This window comes from Croceibacter sp. (assembly GCF_002716225.1).
In the GTDB taxonomy this organism is placed as follows: Bacteria; Bacteroidota; Bacteroidia; order Flavobacteriales; family Flavobacteriaceae; genus Croceibacter; species Croceibacter atlanticus.
Genome location: NZ_PAZX01000007.1, coordinates 388,137 through 406,411, shown reverse-complemented (window position 1 = coordinate 406,411; position 18,275 = coordinate 388,137). Strand labels below are relative to the sequence as shown.

Below are 18,275 nucleotides of genomic sequence, written 5' to 3'. Positions count from 1 at the left end.
GCTTAATTAAAATCGAAATCTACATCTGGCGCATTTTCACTACCTGCATCTGCTTCATAACGCGTCATTTCTTCAAAGCCAAACCAACCTGCAAAGATTGAGTTCGGAAATTTGTTGGTGTATTTTTCATATTCACCTACTTGAGCATTGTAACGATCTCTTGCAACATTAATTCTATTCTCTGTGCCTTCTAATTGAGATTGCAGATTTAGGAAATTTTGATTTGCTTTTAGGTCTGGATAACGCTCAACAGTTACTAACAATCTAGATAGTGCCCCAGACAAACCACTTTGAGCTTGTTGGAAGTTAGAGATTGCTTCTGGCGTAAGATTGTTTGCATCTATATTAACAGATGTTGCTTTTGCACGTGCCTCAATAACTTCGGTTAAAGTTGTACGTTCAAAATCTGCTGCACCTTGCACAGTTTTAACTAAATTACCGATAAGGTCATTTCGTCTTTGGTAAGAGCTTTCTACATTACTCCAAGCTGTTTTTGCGTCTTCTCGCATCTCTACAGCATTGTTGTTAAAGCCAACAGTCATATTATAGATTACAAATCCTAATACAACAATAATTATTACGGGTATAAGCCACTTTTTCATGATAGTGAGTTTAGGTTGGTATTTGTTTAAAGGTTGTTTTTTAATTCGTTTAATTCTGCTCTAATAGCCTCCAATTTTCTAATTATCTCAAATGTTTTTAAAGATTGGTGTTTTTGCTCCTTTAAATGAGTTTTTGCNCCCTCTAAAGTAAANCCTCTTTCTTTAACCAAATGATAGATAAATTGAAGATTCTTNATATCTTCAGGTGTAAACTTCCTGTTTCCCTTTGCATTTTTNTTGGGCTTCAGAACATCAAATTCTTTTTCCCAAAATCGTATTAAAGAGGCATTTACACCAAAGGCTTCTGCCACTTCTCCAATACTGTAATATAATTTCTGTGGAAGCGATATATGCATACTGCTAAATTAGACATTTTTTAAATACCATTATTGCAAAATACACACTCTAAGTGCCTATTAACATAGTATTACAATCTATTAGTATGATTTGCAACTGTTATGTTACANGAGAAAGAATATTAATCCAGAGATTGATTTTCTTGCTGAGATTTTTGTAGAATTTCATTAAACTCTGCTGGAGATAAATTCCCGTAGTAAAAATTAATTGGGTTAATACGTTCTCCATCTTTAAATATCTCNTAGTGCAGGTGTGGTGCTTGAGATCTTCCCGTACTTCCTACAAAGCCAATAACATCGCCACGCTTAACACGCTGGCCTTTTTTTACATTGTATTTATATAAGTGCGCATATAAACTGGTATAACCATAACCGTGATCTATCCTAATATGATTTCCATAACCGGTAGATCTGCTATCGGCGCGCTCTATAACACCATCTCCTGTAGCATAAATTGGTGTACCTCTTGGTGAGGTAAAATCCATACCGTAATGAAATTTTCTAGCCTTAGTAAAAGGATCGCTTCGCCAGCCATATCCAGAAGCAATTCTACTTAAGTCTTTGTTTCTTACAGGTTGTATTGCAGGTATTGCAGCAAGAAGTTTTTCCTTGTCTTCTGCCAATACTGCAATTTCATCTAGAGATCTAGACTGTACTACCAATTGTTTGGTAATAACATCCATACGTTTGTTACTCTTTATAATTAATTCTGAGTTATCGTAACCTTCTAAATCCTTATATCTGTTTATACCTCCAAAACCCGCGCGGCGCACCTCTTCAGGAATTGGATTTGCTTCAAAATAAAGCCTGTATATATTGTTGTCTCTATCTTCAATATCTGTAAGTACAGCATTTACTTGATCCATTTTTTTATTAAGGATATCATACTGTATTTCCATATTAGCCAACTCTCGTTTNAAAGCTTTTTCCTTTGGCGTTTCAATCTGAGGAAGGTTTAAATAAAGAATATGAAATAGAAAACCCGCTAGAGCAACACCAATAACTATAAGAAATGTAAACCCAAAACGACGACCCTTCTTTCGTTCTATCTTTCGATAGGAAAGTGTGTCACTGTCATAATAGTATTTTACCTTACTCATTCGTTTAAATATGTTATTTTTGCCGATATATNTGTACGCCCTTAACGACGAAAAAACTAAGCGGAAGTGACAAATATAAAAAAATAAANTTTTCTTAAAGTAATTAACATTTGACTAATGACGTCTCAAGATATTCGTAAAACATTCCTCGAGTTTTTTAAATCTAAAAAACACAGCATTGTCACTTCTGCCCCAATGGTCATTAAAGATGACCCTACGCTAATGTTTACAAATGCTGGGATGAACCAGTTTAAAGAGTTTTTCTTAGGTAATGGAGATCCTAAAAGTAGTAGAGTTACAGACACGCAAAAATGTTTGCGCGTTAGTGGTAAGCACAACGATTTAGAGGAAGTTGGTATAGACACCTATCACCATACAATGTTCGAAATGTTAGGAAACTGGAGTTTTGGAGATTACTTTAAAGAAGAAGCTATTGCTTGGGCTTGGGAGTTGCTTACAGAAGTTTACAAGGTAAATAAAGACAACTTATACGTTACAATTTTTGAAGGTGATGNTTCTGAAGGTTTAGAACGTGATACAGAAGCTTATGATTTTTGGAAGAATCATATTTCTGAAGATCGTATTTTAAATGGAAACAAAAAAGACAANTTCTGGGAAATGGGTGCTCAAGGTCCTTGTGGTCCTTGCTCAGAAATACACGTAGATTTACGTAGNAAAGAAGAAAAAGATAAAGTATCTGGTGCANAGCTTGTAAATGAAGATCATCCTCAAGTAGTAGAGATTTGGAATTTAGTCTTCATGCAATTCAACAGAAAAGCAGATGGCTCTTTAGANAAACTACCTGCACAACATGTAGACACAGGTATGGGCTTTGAGCGTTTATGTATGGTATTACAGGATAAAACCTCTAATTATGANACAGATGCTTTTACNCCACTTATTAAGGAAATAGAAACNATTACAGCTACAACCTATGGTTCTTCTGAAAAAACAGACATTGCCATAAGAGTAATATCTGACCACGTACGCGCAGTTGCTTTTTCANTTGCAGATGGCCAACTTCCTAGTAACACTGGAGCAGGTTATGTTATACGCCGTATTTTACGTCGTGGTATACGTTATGGCTTTACATTCTTAAACACTAAAGAACCATTTATTTATAAATTGGTGAAGACGCTTACTAAACAAATGGGAGACGCTTACCCAGAGTTGGTTAAGCAGGAAAACCTTATTTACAATGTTATAAAAGAAGAAGAAAGTTCTTTTTTAAGAACATTAGATCAAGGTCTTGTTTTATTAGATAACATTATCGAAAAATCTAAAAGCAAAGAAATTTCAGGCAAGAAAGCCTTTGAGCTTTATGATACTTATGGATTCCCTATAGATTTAACTTCTCTAATTTTAAGAGAACGTGGTTTTTCTTTAAATGAAGCTGAATTTGACGCTGAATTAAAAAAGCAACGTGACCGTTCTCGAGAAGCTACTAAAACAGAAACAGGAGATTGGGTTACATTAATTGATGATGCTGAACAAGAGTTTATTGGTTATGACCATTTAGAAGCTCAGGTTAAACTAACGCGTTACCGTAAAGTAGAAAATAAGAAAGATGGAGAAATGTATCAGCTTGTGTTTAACTTAACTCCGTTTTATGCAGAAGGTGGTGGTCAAGTTGGAGACAAAGGATATTTAGAATCTCCAGACGGCGACGTTGTCTATATTGTAGATACTAAAAAGGAAAACAACTTAGTTGTACATTTTACTAAAAACCTTCCAAAACACCCAGAAGCTACATTTAAAGCAGTTGTAGACAGCAAGCAACGTATGCGCTCTGCCTCTAACCATACTGCCACACACTTATTACACCAAGCATTAAGATCTGTCTTAGGAACTCACGTTGAGCAAAAAGGATCTATGGTTCATAGTGGAAATTTAAGGTTTGATTTCTCACATTTCTCGAAGGTTTCAGCAGAAGAGCTAACTCAAGTTGAAGATTTTGTAAACGCTCGTATAAGAGAACAACTTCCTCTGGAAGAACAACGAAANANACCTCATCAAAAAGCATTAGACGAAGGCGCAATTGCATTNTTTGGCGAAAAATATGGNGATGCTGTTAGAACAATTCGCTTTGGTAAATCTATGGAACTTTGTGGCGGTACACACGTTAACAATACCTCNGAAATAAGACACTTTAAAATAATTTCTGAAGGTGCTGTAGCATCTGGCATAAGACGTATTGAAGCTATTAGTAATGATGCTGTTGATACTTACTACGCAAAACAAAATCAGATTTTAGAAGATGTAAAGAGTATTCTTAAAAATCCTCAAGATACTGTAAAAGCAGTAAGCTCATTACAAGAAGAAAACTCTGAGCTTAAAAAGCAGGTAGAGCAATTATTAAAAGATAAAGCAAAACATTTAAAAGCAGAGCTTAAACAAGAACTTGAAACCATAAATGGTATTAATGTTCTTGCTAAAGAAATAGATTTAGATGCTGGTAGTATGAAAGATTTAGCTTTTGAAATTGGCGGTGAGGTAGATAATTTANTTTTAGTATTTGGCTCTAATCATAATGGCAAAGCTTTATTNAGTTGTTATATATCTAAAAATTTAGTAGCCGAAAAAGATTTAAATGCTGGTAAAATTATTAGAGATCTTGGGAAACACATACAAGGTGGCGGTGGCGGTCAACCATTTTTTGCTACTGCAGGTGGNAAAAACCCAGATGGTATCTCTGCAGCGCTTCAAGCTTCTAAAGATATTATAAAATAATATTGAGTAACTTAATTATCANGCCTCTANAACTTATCTCTTTTAAGTTATAGAGGCTTTTTTCATGACATACAAAACCACTTGACTAGAATTTATATATTGACACTATTATTTCATAAATTTAAGTTTTACGATTTCGTNTTATGAAAAACTTATTTTCTACACTTACAAGTCTATTTTTAATTCTTGCTCTACTATATTTTAGTTTCGCAAGATTGCTGCCANANGCCAATTACACCACTTCTGGCTTTAGTATGGATAGAGCATTTAGTCATGTAGAGCAGATAGGGCAAAATCCTCATGCTGTTGGCACAACTAAACATGCATTTGTAAGAAACTACATTGTACAGCAGTTGCAAAAAATGGGGTTAGAAGTTCAAACTCAAGAAGGCTATTGCTTATCTGATGATGGCATCTTNGTAAAGCCCATAAATATTNTATCCAGAATACCTGGCACTAATCCAGATGCNAAAGCTCTGGTGCTTATGTCTCACTATGATAGTAATCCTCATTCTGCTAAAGGTGCTAGCGACGCTGGAAGTGGTGTTGCTACAATTCTTGAAAGTATTCGAGCGTTTTTAAGCAACCAAACTTCACATGAAAATGATATNATTATATTATTTACAGATGCTGAAGAGCTAGGATTAAATGGTGCAAAACTTTTTGTAAATGAACATGATTGGGTTAATGANGCAGGTCTCGTTTTAAATTTTGAAGCTCGCGGTAGTGGCGGACCAAGTAATATGATTGTTGAAACAAATGGTGGAAACTCCGGTTTAATAGCTTCGTTTAATCAAGCAAATGTTGAGTTTCCTGTGGCAACATCATTAATGTATAGTGTTTATAAACTTTTACCTAATGATACAGACTCAACTATATTTAGAGAAGACAAGAATATAAACTCTTTCTTTTTTGCTTTTATTGATGATCATTATGATTACCACACTGCTTTAGACAGCCCACAGCGTTTAGATAAAACTTCCTTGGCACATCAAGCCAGTTACNTAATGCCATTGCTTAAACACTTTAGCAACACAAACCTTGATAATTTACACGCAGAAAATGACGATGTTTATTTTGATTTACCGTTTTCTACTTTAGTGCATTACCCTTTTGCTTGGGTAACACCTATGTTAATACTTGCAATACTTTTGTTTATTGGGCTTTTGTTATATGGTTTCAAAAAAAGAAGATTAAAAAGTAAAGAGCTGTTTTTAGGGTTTATTCCTTTTTTAGTAGTTCTTATAGGCGCACCATTAATTTCTTTTTTAGGATGGAAAGCACTGTTGGCTATATATCCTCAATATCAAGAAATTTTACAGGGTTTCACTTACAACGGTCACTTCTATATAGCAGCTTTTGTTTGTCTTACTCTTGGTATTATTTGGTTTGTTTACGCTCGCTTGGCAAAAACACTTACCACAGTTAATCTTTTAATTGCGCCAATTACTATATGGCTCATTGTATGTATAGCAATTGCCATTGGCTTAAAAGGAGCTTCGTTTTTTATAATTCCTGTATTTTTAGGATTATTGTCTTTTTGGCTTTGTATAAGACAACGAAAGCCAATGCCTTTACTTTTAGCTCTTATAAATGGCTTAAGTATTATAATATTAGCGCCACTTATTCAATTTTTNCCAGTAGGNCTAGGTTTAAAAATGCTCATGGTAAGTTCTTTATTTACCGTATTNCTTTTTGGTTTATTATTACCGGTATTCGGCTTTTATAAACGCAAATATATATTTGGAAGTGTATTTCTTTTGTTAAGCGCTGTATTCTTTATAAAAGCACATCTTAATGCTCAATTTAGTGAGGAACAACCAAAACCAAATAGTTTGGTTTATAGTTTTAATCAAGACGATTTAAAAGCACATTGGTATACTTATGATTCAATTTTAGATGATTGGACAAAGAGTGTTTTAGGAGANGANCCTATTGAGTATAAGCCTGAGGTAACNTTTAAAAGCAAATANAATACTNGATACACATTTTCTAAAATTGCACCGCCAGTTAGTGTACCAGAACCTAGTATAGAAATTATTAGAAATGATAGCTCTTCTGCCGCCACAACAANCTATCATTTTAAAATAGCTCCTAACAGAAGACTAAATCGTATGGAGCTATATACAAAAGACACCATAAGTTTTAAGTCGTTTTCTGCTAATAATCTTACTGTAGGAAATTCAGATAAAGAAAATGAAGGGNCTCACAAATACAAGAAACGCTATAGTAATCATGTACTAACGTATTATGTTACAGATATGGATACACTAAGATTGAGTATTGAATTAGACAAAAATCATAAACCAGAATTTGTGCTTTATGAAGCGTCTAATGATTTATTAACTAATCCTGAAGTGCCATTACAACAACGTAATAACACTATGATACCAAAGCCATTTGTACTTAATGACGCTATAATTTCTAAAAAAACAATTAACTTAAATACTTGGGATTTTACTCCAATACCTAAACCTATAAACGTTTATGAATAAAACAATTTCAATATTAGGCACTGGTTGGCTAGGACTACCTCTAGGAAAAAAACTTTTAGACCAAGGCTACACTGTAAAAGGAAGTACAACAACAAAAGAGAACCTTAAACTGTTGTCTGAAGTTGGTATCGTACCATTTAATATAGAGCTTAANGAACACAATATAGATGGTGATATTTTAGAATTCCTTAAAGATACAGAGACATTAGTTATGGCTTTTCCGCCACGTTTAAGAAAACAGCCAGAGTTAAATTATGCATCTAAAATTGCTCATTTCATGTCTGTTTTAAAAGAGTCTGATGTAAAGAACTTACTTTATGTAAGCACCACATCTGTATTTGAAGATGAAGAAGCAGACGAAGATGGTTTTAAAGTTATTACAGAAGAAACTGAACCTAACGGAATCTCAAAAAAAGCCAGAAAACTAATTNAAGGTGAAACTTTAGTAAAACAAGCCAAAGAATTTAATACTACAATNGTAAGATTTGGAGGTTTAATTGGNGGCGACAGGCANCCTGCTATTTCATTGTCTGGTAAAACAGACCTTAAAAACCCAGAAGCTCCAGTAAACTTGATTCATCAAGAAGATGCAGTTAACATTTTAAACCTTATAATTAACAAGGGNATTTTTGGAGAAACATTTCATGCTGTAAACCCTATACACCAAACCCGTAAAAATTACTATCAATTTAAAGCAGAAGCTATGGATTTAGTAAAACCTCAATTTGATGAAGAGTCTGTGTCTAAGGGTAAAGTAATTTACTCTCAAAAATTAAATACTCTATTGGGGTTTGAGTTTAATAAGGAGCTTTAAACTTTTAATTGTTTTGTGAAAGGCGTTTTATAAGTGCATCATCAAACTCTTTTTTAAGAGCTGTAACTTCTTTTACATTTTCATTAGGTATCGCTATGGATAATACGTAATGTTTTATTTTCCAATTTAAACTGTCTTTTACCAAAACACCACTACCTCTACAGATGCCCATTTGAGTATCTAAAAGTTCATCAAACCAAGCAACATCTTGGTATTCTCCTAGATAAATATTTCTGTCTAATGCTGTAAAATTCCACGCTTTACCNTTATCAAAATAAGGNTTTGAAAATTCTNTAAAATCAGAGTTTTGCCAATTTTCTGTNGCATCTGTTCCTATAAAAACACCGTCATCTGTCATTATATTAAAATAGGTGTCAAAATTGGTTTCAGCAGCAGCTTTATGCCAAGCATCTAATCTGGAGTTAATTTCTTTCTTCACCTCTGTTTTAGGCTGTAAAACAGGTTCTGTTAATGTATCATGATCATGTGGATGGTCATTACAACTTAAAAGTGCAATAGCTATAAATAAGGTAAATAGTTGTTTCATAATTAATTGTCTGATCCTAAAACTTTAAATTCATTAGGCTCCAACTCTTTTGGAGTTAATTGTAATTGAGAATTTTCTTCATTTGCTTTTTGAATTGAATCTAACCTATCATCTAATTCTATCTCGAATTGATCTGGTGTCTTTAAAAATAATTCATTTAGCTGAAGCTTAAAGTTCTCAAAATCCTGTGGTAATTCTTTAGCTATAACTAAAACCTTGTCTGCATCTAANGTTTGTCTTCTGGTTAACTGNTCTAAGATTTTTGTTTTTGTTTCTAACACAACAAGCCTAGACATAACTGCCTTAGAGGATAATTTCTCTGGCACAGTACTTCTTAGCTCTGTCATTATTTTAGATAATGGCACTGCTTTTTCTACTACATTTTGCAAGCTTGCATTCTCTAAATTACGTATTTCATCTTGTGCTGTAATATATGCCAACCAATTTACCACAATCTCATTTGGTTCGCTTTGCAAGGTAACTTGTATTGTTTTGCCAGACTTAACTTTTTGATTAAGTACTATAGAGTCTTGCCCAACTGCAGCATTTTCTGTTACAGTGGTATTATCTTCACAAGNAGTAAATACAANTATTGNTATACCTAAAATTCTTAATAACTTCATTTNGTAAAAGTAAATTATCGCTTTTAAACCACAAACCCTTCAATATCATTTAATATAAGCATCGGTTCACACGTTGTGCTCTTAAANATACTNAGATTATTAAAAAGAGTTCTCTTTCTGTATTAAAATTAAATACCTTTGAAACCTCAAAAAAAATTACAACTATTATGCCTGAAACTATTCTTGTTATTGGTGCCTGCGGACAAATTGGAACTGAACTCACAATGAAGCTGAGAGNCCTTTATGGTNCNGATAATGTTATTGCTGGTGATATTAGAGAAGGTAACGAAACTCTTATGGCTTCTGGTCCTTTTGAGCAGTTAGATGCTACAGATTTAAAAGCTATTGAAGAGGTTGTCATGCATTACGAAGTAGACACTGTTTANCTTATGGCTGCNATGCTTAGTGCCACTGCAGAAAAATTCCCTATGCGTGCCTGGAACCTTAACATGAATTCTTTATTCAATGTTTTAAATCTTGCAAAAGAAAAAAAGATAGAACGCATATTTTGGCCATCTAGTATTGCTGTATTTGGTACTACAACNCCACAAANCGANACGCCACAAACAACAATAATGGAGCCTAGCACTGTTTATGGTATAAGTAAACAAACAGGAGAACGNTGGTGTGAGTACTACTTTAATAAATATGGGGTAGATGTAAGAAGTATAAGATATCCTGGTTTAATAAGCTACAAAACTTTACCAGGTGGCGGCACAACAGACTATGCTGTAGATATNTATATTGAAGCGCTTAAAGAACAAAAGTATGAGTGTTTCTTATCTGAAAATACAGCGCTACCTATGATGTATATGGATGATGCTATTCGTGCCACATTAGAGTTAATGCAAGCGCCAGCAGAAAACCTTACTATAAGAAGCGCCTATAATCTTGCCGGATTAAGCTTTACGCCTAAAGACATTTCAAAAATTATTAAGTCTCATATCCCAGAATTTGAAATTATCTACAACCCAGATTACCGCCAAGCAATAGCAGACTCTTGGCCAAGCTCGATAGATGACAGCGCCGCTCAAAAAGATTGGAACTGGAAAACAGAATTTGATCTTGAAAAGACAAGTAAGGCTATGCTAAACGGACTTAAAGAATCTTAAAACAAACTGAATAAAAAAGACGAACTAAATAGTTCGTCTTTTTTTAATACTTAAATGTCTTGTTATTATTGAATTGTGATTGGTACAGCTTCAACATTATTTCCTTCGTTGCGTTCTGACACGTAATCGTAAGGATCTATAACTAACAGCACATAGTATTGTCCTCTAGGAATATTGTAAGGTAGTGGAACTTGTTCACTTTCATCTTCAACCTCATAAGCTTCAAGGTCTGAACCATCTTCAGATTCTAAGAAATAATCATTACCTCCTACGATAGGATCTTCAGAAAGGTAAAAGCTTACAACAGGATCTTCAACATCATAATTTCCTAAATTACGCATAACGTACTCTAATGAAANTCTATCTCCTGCATTAGCAACCTCATCGCCAGATTCTAAATAACCATTAATTGTTAAGTCTGCTTGTGCTTGGGTTGTAAAACCAAACAAAGCTAAGGTTACAATAGTTAGTATTTTATAAATGNTCTTNAGTGTATAATTCATAATTGTTTTTTTTATAAAACTAAAAATGAAANAGGNNANACTATAAGAACAACTATTAAAATACTGTTAGTTAGTTTTAAAGTATGTTAAATACTATTAAGTATGCTGGCTGCTTTTTCTAACGTGCTATCNGTTTTGGCAAAACANACTCTTAACAATTTAAAATCTTCNTTATTTTTATTGAAAACTGAAGTTGGTATTGTTGCCAAACCGTAGTCTTTTGTTAANCGCTCGGCAAACACAACATCACTTTCAGTTGTTATCTCNGAAAAATCTAATGATTGAAAATACGTGCCTTTAGCAGGTGTAAATTTAAATCGAGATGATTGTATTTGCTTTAAGAAAAAGTCTCTTTTTTGCTGATAAAAGTCACTCAGCTTCAAGTAATGTGATGCATCATTTAAATACGTTGCTAGNGCTTTCTGTATAGGTGCNTTTACNGAAAANACATTGTACTGGTGTACTTTTTGAAACTCTTTAGTTANCTCTTTTGGNGCTATACAGTAGCCCATTTTCCAGCCNGTGTTATGAAATGTTTTTCCAAAAGAAGCTGTTATAAAACTACGTTGTCTTAAATCTTCAAATTTTGCAGCGCTATAATGTGTAGCATTATCATAAATTAAATGCTCATACACCTCATCACTCAATAAAAGTATGTTTGTATTTTTTAGTAATGATTGTAAAGTGAGCATATCTTCTTCACTCCAAATAGTACCAGTAGGATTATGAGGTGTATTTATGATAACCATCTTAGTTTTATCTGTAATGGTATCTTTAACTATATTCCAGTCTGGTGTAAAATGAGGAGCTTTCAACTGTATTGCTTTAACCACACCACCAAACAACTCTACAGATGGTGCNTAACAATCATATGCAGGCGTAAATATAATTACCTCGTCGTTTCTATGTATNGTTGCTGCTATTGCTGTAAAAATAGCTTGGGTTGCNCCAGCTGTAACAGTAATGTTTTCTTCTGAAGTATAGTTGCTGTTATGTAACGTATTTGTTTTCTCAATAATACGTTCTCTTAAGAAAATATCACCAGGCATTGGCGCATATTGGTTATGGCCATTTATCATAGCGCGCTCAACTAATGCAATAAGCTCTGGATCACTTTCGAAATTTGGAAACCCTTGAGAAAGATTTAATGCATTATATTCATTAGCCATCTTACTCATTACTGAGAAGATTGAAGTTTCTGTATTTGGTAGTTTGGTATGAACTAAAGACATTATTGAAATTTTTAAAGTTAGGCTTTATTTACTATGGTACTAGAAGCCTGTGCAGTNCACATTACTGTAAGATCTGCNATATTTACGTGATANGGTCTTGTTACCATAAACGTNATAATATCTGCAACNTCTTCTGGTTTTAATGGCTGAAAACCTTGATATACNTTTTCTGCTCTCTCTACATCATCTTTAAAACGCACTTTACTAAACTCAGTTTCTACCATTCCAGGATTAATGGCACCAACTCTTATACCTTTTCCATTAAGATCAATTCGCATTGCTTGGTTTAGTGCATCTACAGCATGTTTACTGGCACAATACACATTTCCATTTGGGTATACTTCTTTTCCTGCAGTAGANCCTACATTAATAATATGACCTGATTCTCTATGTANCATTCCTGGTAAAATAGCNTTACTTACATACAACAAGCCTTTTACATTAATATCTAACATGGCATCCCAATCTTCTAAACTTCCTTTTTCAATAGGATCTAGACCGTGCGCATTTCCCGCATTGTTTATAAGCACATCTATAGCTTTAATATCTGAAGGCAAACTATCAANAGCNTTAAAGACGGCATCTTTATCTCTTATGTCAAAATTAAGCGTATGCATTCTGCCNAATGTGCTCAATTTATTTTTTAATTCATCTAAGCGTTCTTGTCGCCTTCCGCAAAGAATTAAGCTAAATCCTGCTTTNGCCAATGCTATTGCTGTTGCNCGCCCAATACCACTACTTGCGCCTGTTATTAATGCTGTTTTCATAATTATATNAATAGTCCTATACTACNTTNATTAGCCAATGTTATTANAAAAAAATTCTGGTGATGTGTCCTAAAACGCTATCACCAGAATAAATATAATCAACTTAAAAGTATTTTAACTTTATTAGCTATTCATTATCTCTTCAATTTCATCTGCTTCAATAGGAATGTTGCCCATTAAATTAAATGGTTCGCCATTTTCTTGTATAACCAAATCATCTTCTAATCGAATACCAAATCCTTCTTCTGGAATATAAATTCCTGGCTCTACAGTAAATACATTATTTGCCTGCATTGGCTCATGAAGTAAACCATAATCATGCGTATCTAACCCTATGTGGTGAGAGGTACCGTGCATAAAATACTTTTTGTATGCTGGCCAGTCTGGGTTTTCATTTTTCACATCGGCTTTNTNTAACAAACCTAAATCAATCAATGCAGATGTCATCATCTTACCAACTTCTACNTGATANTCTTCCCAATATGCTCCTGGCACCAATAGTTTAGTTGCATCATTTTTTACTTTATTTACTGCATTGTACACTTCTTTTTGGCGCTTGGTAAATTTACCACCTACAGGAATTGTACGAGACATATCACTACTGTAATTAGCATACTCTGCTCCTACATCTAAAAGTATTAAATCGCCATCTTTACACTGTTGGTTATTTTCTATATAATGTAAAACATTAGCATTATTACCACTGGCAACAATTGGTGTNTATGCAAACCCTTTAGAGCGATTGTTTAAGAACTCATGCATAAGCTCTGCCTCTATATTATATTCCCAAACACCNGGCTTCACAAAGTTTAATAACCTACGGAATCCTTTTTCTGTGATATTACANGCCTNTTGCATTATATCTAACTCTATCTGGTCTTTCACAGAGCGTAATCGTTGTAAGATAGGATTACTTTTAGCNACACTATGTGCTGGATATTTTTCTAATAATCCTTTTACAAATCGTGCTTCTCGAGTTTCTGTTTCAATATTTGCGCGGTAATGCTCATTTGTATTTATATATACAGTATCACATTGAGTCATAACTTCAAAAAGAATTTTATCAAACTCTTTAAGCCAATACACCGTTTTTATACCTGTAGTTTCTAAGGCTTTTTCTTTTGTAAGCTTTTCTCCTTCCCAAACAGCAATGTGTTCGTTAGTTTCTTTTAGAAATAATATTTCTCTATGCTTCTCTTTTGGAGCATCTGGAAATAATACTAAAATACTTTCTTCTTGGTCTACACCACTCAAGTAAAAGATATCTCTTGCTTGGTTAAAGGGCATGGTACTATCTGCACCTACAGGATATATATCATTAGAATTAAAAATTGCAAGNCTAGATGGTTTCATCTGAGCCATAAAATTTTTACGGTTCTTAATAAATAATTTCGGATTAATTGGGTCGTACTTCATACTCATTCTCTGCTATGCAGATCGTTTTAGGTTAAAAAATAAAGATTATCCAGTATGCTAAAAATGCAATAACTGGCACTAATTTGCTAGTCTTNCAAAATTAAGAAATTGACAATCAATGCGTGTTAAACTGAGTGTAAATTTGAAGTTTTTGCAATCTTTTGAAGTTAAAATCTTAATCATGCACNTAAAGACACTTTCAATAGGGTAAAAAATGATAAAAATTAGATTTGTATTTTGTAATTTGAGCCTTCTAAAAACAACCACTATAATGATTAAACCATATCTTACCACGATAGCTTGTATTGGTCTCGCACTTACAAGTTTTGCACAAACCAAAGCAACATCTGCTCAAACAATTAAAGAATCTTTACAGCAAAAAGCAACTATGATGGAAACTTCCATCGTAAAAAATGTTCCTTTTGAAAATATAGGACCAACAGTTATGAGTGGTCGTGTTGTAGATGTAGATGTTAACCCAAATATGCCGTCTGAGTTTTATGTAGCCTATGCTAGTGGCGGTCTTTGGTATACGCACAATAATGGCACCACATTCGCGCCAATTATGGATAATAGTGATACTCAAAACCTAGGTGATATTGCAGTAGACTGGAAAAACGGAACAATATGGGTTGGTACAGGAGAAAATAACTCTTCTCGCTCCAGTTATGCTGGTATAGGTATTTTAAAAAGTACAGACAAAGGTGAAACTTGGGTTAACAAAGGCTTATTAGACTCACATCACATAGGCCGAATACATATAAANCCTAATAATCCAGATGAAGTNGTGGTTGCTGCAGTAGGACATTTATATTCAGAAAATGAAGAGCGTGGTGTATACAAAACAACCGATGGCGGTACAACTTGGAATAAAACCTTATACGTTAATTCTGAAAGTGGCATCATTGACCTGGCTGTATCTCCAGAAAATTTTAATATTCAATTTGCTGCGTCTTGGGATAAAGACAGAAAAGCTTGGAATTTTGACGGAAGCGGTGAAGGTTCTGGAATTTATAAAAGTACCGATGCAGGAAACACTTGGGAGAAGATTTCCCTTAAAGGCTCTGGATTTCCAACAGGACAAGGTGTAGGAAGGATAGGCCTTGCTGTTTACGATGACAATACAGTTTATGCAGTACACGATAGTCAATTCCGAAGAGAAAAGACATCTAAAAATGAAGACAACACTTCTGGGAAACTTAAGAAGGATGACTTTAAAGCAATGACTGCACAAACCTTCTTATCTTTAGAAGACAAGAAACTAAATGCTTACCTTAAAGAAAATGGGTTTCAAGAAAAATACAGAGCAGAAAATGTAAAACAAATGGTACGTACAGGCTCTGTAAAACCTGTAGATCTTGCTAAGTATTTAGAAGATGCAAATTCATTATTATTTGACACACCAGTGGTTGGAGCAGAAGTATACAGAAGCAATGATGGCGGAAAGAGTTGGACTAAAATGAATGAAGATTATATTGATGATCTCTTTTACAGCTATGGTTACTACTTTGCGCAAATACAAGTAAATCCNAAAAACAAAGACCATATTTATATATCTGGCGTACCAATACTAAAATCTAAGGATGGTGGTAAAACATTTAAAAGCATAAGTGCAGAAAATGTACACGCAGATCATCATGCACTTTGGATAAACCCAAANAATCCTAACCACCTAATTAATGGTAATGATGGTGGTGTNAACATTACATATGATGATGGTGAAAATTGGATTAAAGCCAACCAACCATCTGTTGGTCAATTTTATGCTATACAGGTAGATAATGAAACACCATACAATGTATATGGTGGCTTACAGGATAATGGTGTATGGGTTGGCGCTCATAATGCTCCAGAAGATAAATCTTGGCACCAAGAAGGACAATATCCTTGGAAGAGTATAATGGGTGGCGATGGTATGCAAATACAAGTAGATAACAGAGATCACAATATAGTTTACACAGGTTTCCAATTTGGAAATTATTTTAGAATAAACAGAGAAACTGGTGAGCAAGCTTATATTCAACCTAAACATGAACTAGGAGAAACACCTTACAGGTTTAATTGGCAAACACCTATTTTATTAAGTTCCCACAATCAAGATATTTTATATTTAGGAGGCAACAAACTAATGCGCTCTATGAATCAAGGCAAAGATTTTACTGCTATATCNGGAGATCTTACCANTGGCGGCAAGAAAGGTAATGTTGCTTACGGAACATTAACAACTATAGATGAGTCTGAATTTCAATTTGGGTTACTTTATACTGGTAGCGATGATGGTTTAGTTCATGTTAGCAATAACGCTGGTGGCAACTGGAGAAATATTTCTAAAACTTTACCTCAAGATTTATGGGTTAGCAGAGTTGAAGCTTCTTCACATAAAAAAGAACGTGTTTATGTAACACTTAACGGGTATAGGTTTGATGATTTTGGAGCTTATGTATATANGAGCAATGACTACGGAACTACATGGGAAGACATAAGCAGCAACCTACCTGCATCTCCTATAAATGTCATTGTTGAGGATCCAGAAAATGAAGACGTGTTATATCTAGGAACAGACAATGGTGCTTATGTTAGTTTTAATAATGGCGAAAAATGGGAAGCTTTTTCAGAAGGTTTACCAAATGTNGCAGTACACGATATTAAAATACAAACCGAAGCTAAAGATTTGCTTTTAGGTACTCACGGTCGTAGTATTTACAAAACAAACATTGAACCTTTACAAAGTTTTGACAGTAATAATGACAATATTTTAATTGTCTATGAAATAGAAGATATTAGAAAGTCATCACGTTGGGGAAGTTCTTGGAGCTCTTGGTTAGANGCCTATGAGCCTAGCTTACCAATTAAATTTTANACCAATGCTANTGGTNATTATACCTTAAAGGTTCTTTCTAAAGATGATAAGACACTATTCTCTAAAGCTATAAATGCTTCAAAAGGGTTTAACTATGCTAATTATAATCTAACCTTATCAGATTCTNGTGTAANACATTTACGCAAAGAAGACAAAGATCTAAATCTTGAAAAAGCATCTAATGGAAATTACTATTTACCTAAAGGAACCTATACTATCGAAATTTCTGGGAATGNTAAAACACAAACTAATCTCTTTAAAGTGAAATAGTTTAATAGCTTTAAAGGTTAAACAACTTATAAACAATCTAAATAAGGCGCATTGTAGGTTTCAATATTTGTGAAACAGCTATTTGCGCCGTATTTTTGTGTTCCTAATTTAAAACGTAACCAATGGGAGTTAATTCCTCTTCTATCGCTAGAAAAGTTGCTATGGCACTTTCTGGTTTGTTTCTTGTTTTTTTCCTAGCTCAACATTTTACTATTAATATGATGTCCGTTATAAGTCCAGACTTATTTAACGAAACCTCTCATTTTATGGGTACAAACTTTGTTGTTCAATTTTTACTACAGCCTGTATTAATATTCGGTGTGCTCTTTCATTTTATAATGGGCTTCATTTTAGAATATAGAAACAGAAATGCACGTGGTATTAGTTATGTAAGTTTTAAAGGCAACGAAAATTCTACTTGGGTATCTCGTAATATGATATATTCAGGATTAGTAGTATTAGCTTTTTTAGGCTTGCACTTTTATGATTTTTGGGTTCCAGAGATTATCTATAAATATGTAGATGTGTCTGAAGCTGTAGAGGATCGTTATTTCCCAGAGCTGGTACACAAATTTGAAAGTCCAGTAAGAACAGGACTATATGTTATTTCATTTGTGTTTTTAGCACTTCACCTTTTCCACGGCTTTGCATCTTCTATGCAATCTTTAGGCTGGACAAAAGGGTACAGAGGTGCATTTAGCAAATTTGCCAAAGCTTACGCCATTGTAATACCTGCAGGATTTGTGTTTATAGCACTTTACCATCATTTGGTTTCTGTGCCTAACCTACACGACAATGAGGTTGTATTATTAATTCAGCAAGCGTTTCAATCATTAATATAGCAGAAG

At 33.9% G+C, this 18,275-nt stretch carries 13 protein-coding genes; 5 read left to right on the top strand and 8 right to left on the bottom strand.

Annotation, left to right across the window (positions count from 1 at the left end; all coding sequences use genetic code 11):
- Positions 1-2: 2 nt before the first annotated feature.
- The 3 genes from CL818_RS05570 to CL818_RS05560 all read right to left on the bottom strand — a co-directional run bounded on the left by CL818_RS05570 (position 3) and on the right by CL818_RS05560 (position 2,058).
- Positions 3-602, bottom strand: a complete 600-nt coding sequence (locus CL818_RS05570) for a LemA family protein (RefSeq protein WP_013186719.1) — start codon at positions 600-602, stop codon at positions 3-5.
- A gap of 26 nt (positions 603-628) precedes the next feature.
- Positions 629-958: a MerR family transcriptional regulator gene (locus CL818_RS05565; RefSeq protein ID WP_286972164.1), complete on the bottom strand. Its 330-nt coding sequence runs from the start codon at positions 956-958 to the stop codon at positions 629-631.
- 122 nt (positions 959-1,080) lie between these two features.
- Complete coding sequence (locus CL818_RS05560; protein WP_286972162.1) at positions 1,081-2,058, bottom strand: M23 family metallopeptidase; 978 nt, start codon at positions 2,056-2,058, stop codon at positions 1,081-1,083.
- Positions 2,059-2,175: 117 nt separating this feature from the next.
- Here CL818_RS05560 and alaS point away from each other — a divergent pair, with 117 nt between their 5' ends.
- Both alaS and CL818_RS05550 read left to right on the top strand, forming a co-directional pair.
- On the top strand, positions 2,176-4,788 hold the full coding sequence (gene alaS / locus CL818_RS05555; protein ID WP_286972160.1) for an alanine--tRNA ligase: 2,613 nt from the start codon (positions 2,176-2,178) through the stop codon (positions 4,786-4,788).
- A gap of 143 nt (positions 4,789-4,931) precedes the next feature.
- Positions 4,932-7,283 carry a M28 family peptidase gene (locus CL818_RS05550; protein ID WP_286972158.1) on the top strand — a complete coding sequence of 784 codons (2,352 nt, stop codon included), beginning with the start codon at positions 4,932-4,934 and terminating at the stop codon, positions 7,281-7,283.
- A gap of 818 nt (positions 7,284-8,101) precedes the next feature.
- Here CL818_RS05550 and CL818_RS05545 read toward each other — a convergent pair.
- Positions 8,102-8,644, bottom strand: coding sequence for a nuclear transport factor 2 family protein (locus tag CL818_RS05545; protein ID WP_286972156.1), 543 nt, complete (start codon positions 8,642-8,644; stop codon positions 8,102-8,104).
- A gap of 790 nt (positions 8,645-9,434) precedes the next feature.
- Between CL818_RS05545 and CL818_RS05540 the strand changes: the two genes are divergently transcribed.
- Positions 9,435-10,379: an NAD-dependent epimerase/dehydratase family protein gene (locus CL818_RS05540; protein WP_286972153.1), complete on the top strand. Its 945-nt coding sequence runs from the start codon at positions 9,435-9,437 to the stop codon at positions 10,377-10,379.
- Positions 10,380-10,444: 65 nt separating this feature from the next.
- Here CL818_RS05540 and CL818_RS05535 read toward each other — a convergent pair whose 3' ends face one another.
- From CL818_RS05535 to CL818_RS05520, 4 genes are all read right to left on the bottom strand, one after another.
- Positions 10,445-10,882 carry a CARDB domain-containing protein gene (locus CL818_RS05535; RefSeq protein ID WP_286972151.1) on the bottom strand — a complete coding sequence of 146 codons (438 nt, stop codon included), beginning with the start codon at positions 10,880-10,882 and terminating at the stop codon, positions 10,445-10,447.
- Between the two features lie 86 nt (positions 10,883-10,968).
- The gene (locus CL818_RS05530; RefSeq protein WP_286972149.1) at positions 10,969-12,114 is read right to left on the bottom strand and encodes a methionine aminotransferase; all 1,146 of its coding nucleotides are present in this window, start codon (positions 12,112-12,114) and stop codon (positions 10,969-10,971) included.
- Between the two features lie 17 nt (positions 12,115-12,131).
- Positions 12,132-12,881, bottom strand: a complete 750-nt coding sequence (locus tag CL818_RS05525) for an SDR family NAD(P)-dependent oxidoreductase (RefSeq protein ID WP_286972147.1) — start codon at positions 12,879-12,881, stop codon at positions 12,132-12,134.
- Positions 12,882-13,004: 123 nt separating this feature from the next.
- Positions 13,005-14,297, bottom strand: a complete 1,293-nt coding sequence (locus tag CL818_RS05520; protein WP_286972145.1) for an aminopeptidase P N-terminal domain-containing protein — start codon at positions 14,295-14,297, stop codon at positions 13,005-13,007.
- A 271-nt stretch (positions 14,298-14,568) separates the two neighbouring features.
- On the opposite strand from CL818_RS05520, the gene CL818_RS05515 reads away from it, so the two are divergent.
- Together CL818_RS05515 and CL818_RS05510 are read left to right on the top strand one after the other, a co-directional pair.
- Complete coding sequence (locus tag CL818_RS05515) at positions 14,569-17,427, top strand: WD40/YVTN/BNR-like repeat-containing protein (protein WP_286972143.1); 2,859 nt, start codon at positions 14,569-14,571, stop codon at positions 17,425-17,427.
- Between the two features lie 122 nt (positions 17,428-17,549).
- Positions 17,550-18,269: a succinate dehydrogenase cytochrome b subunit gene (locus CL818_RS05510; RefSeq protein WP_013186705.1), complete on the top strand. Its 720-nt coding sequence runs from the start codon at positions 17,550-17,552 to the stop codon at positions 18,267-18,269.
- Positions 18,270-18,275: the final 6 nt, after the last annotated feature.

Bases quoted from the DNA above. Each gene is read 5' to 3' on its own strand.
- CL818_RS05510 (WP_013186705.1), top strand. From the start codon at position 17,550: ATGGGAGTTAATTCCTCTTCTATCGCTAGAAAAGTTGCTATGGCACTT.
- CL818_RS05570 (WP_013186719.1), bottom strand. From the start codon at position 602: ATGAAAAAGTGGCTTATACCCGTAATAATTATTGTTGTATTAGGATTT.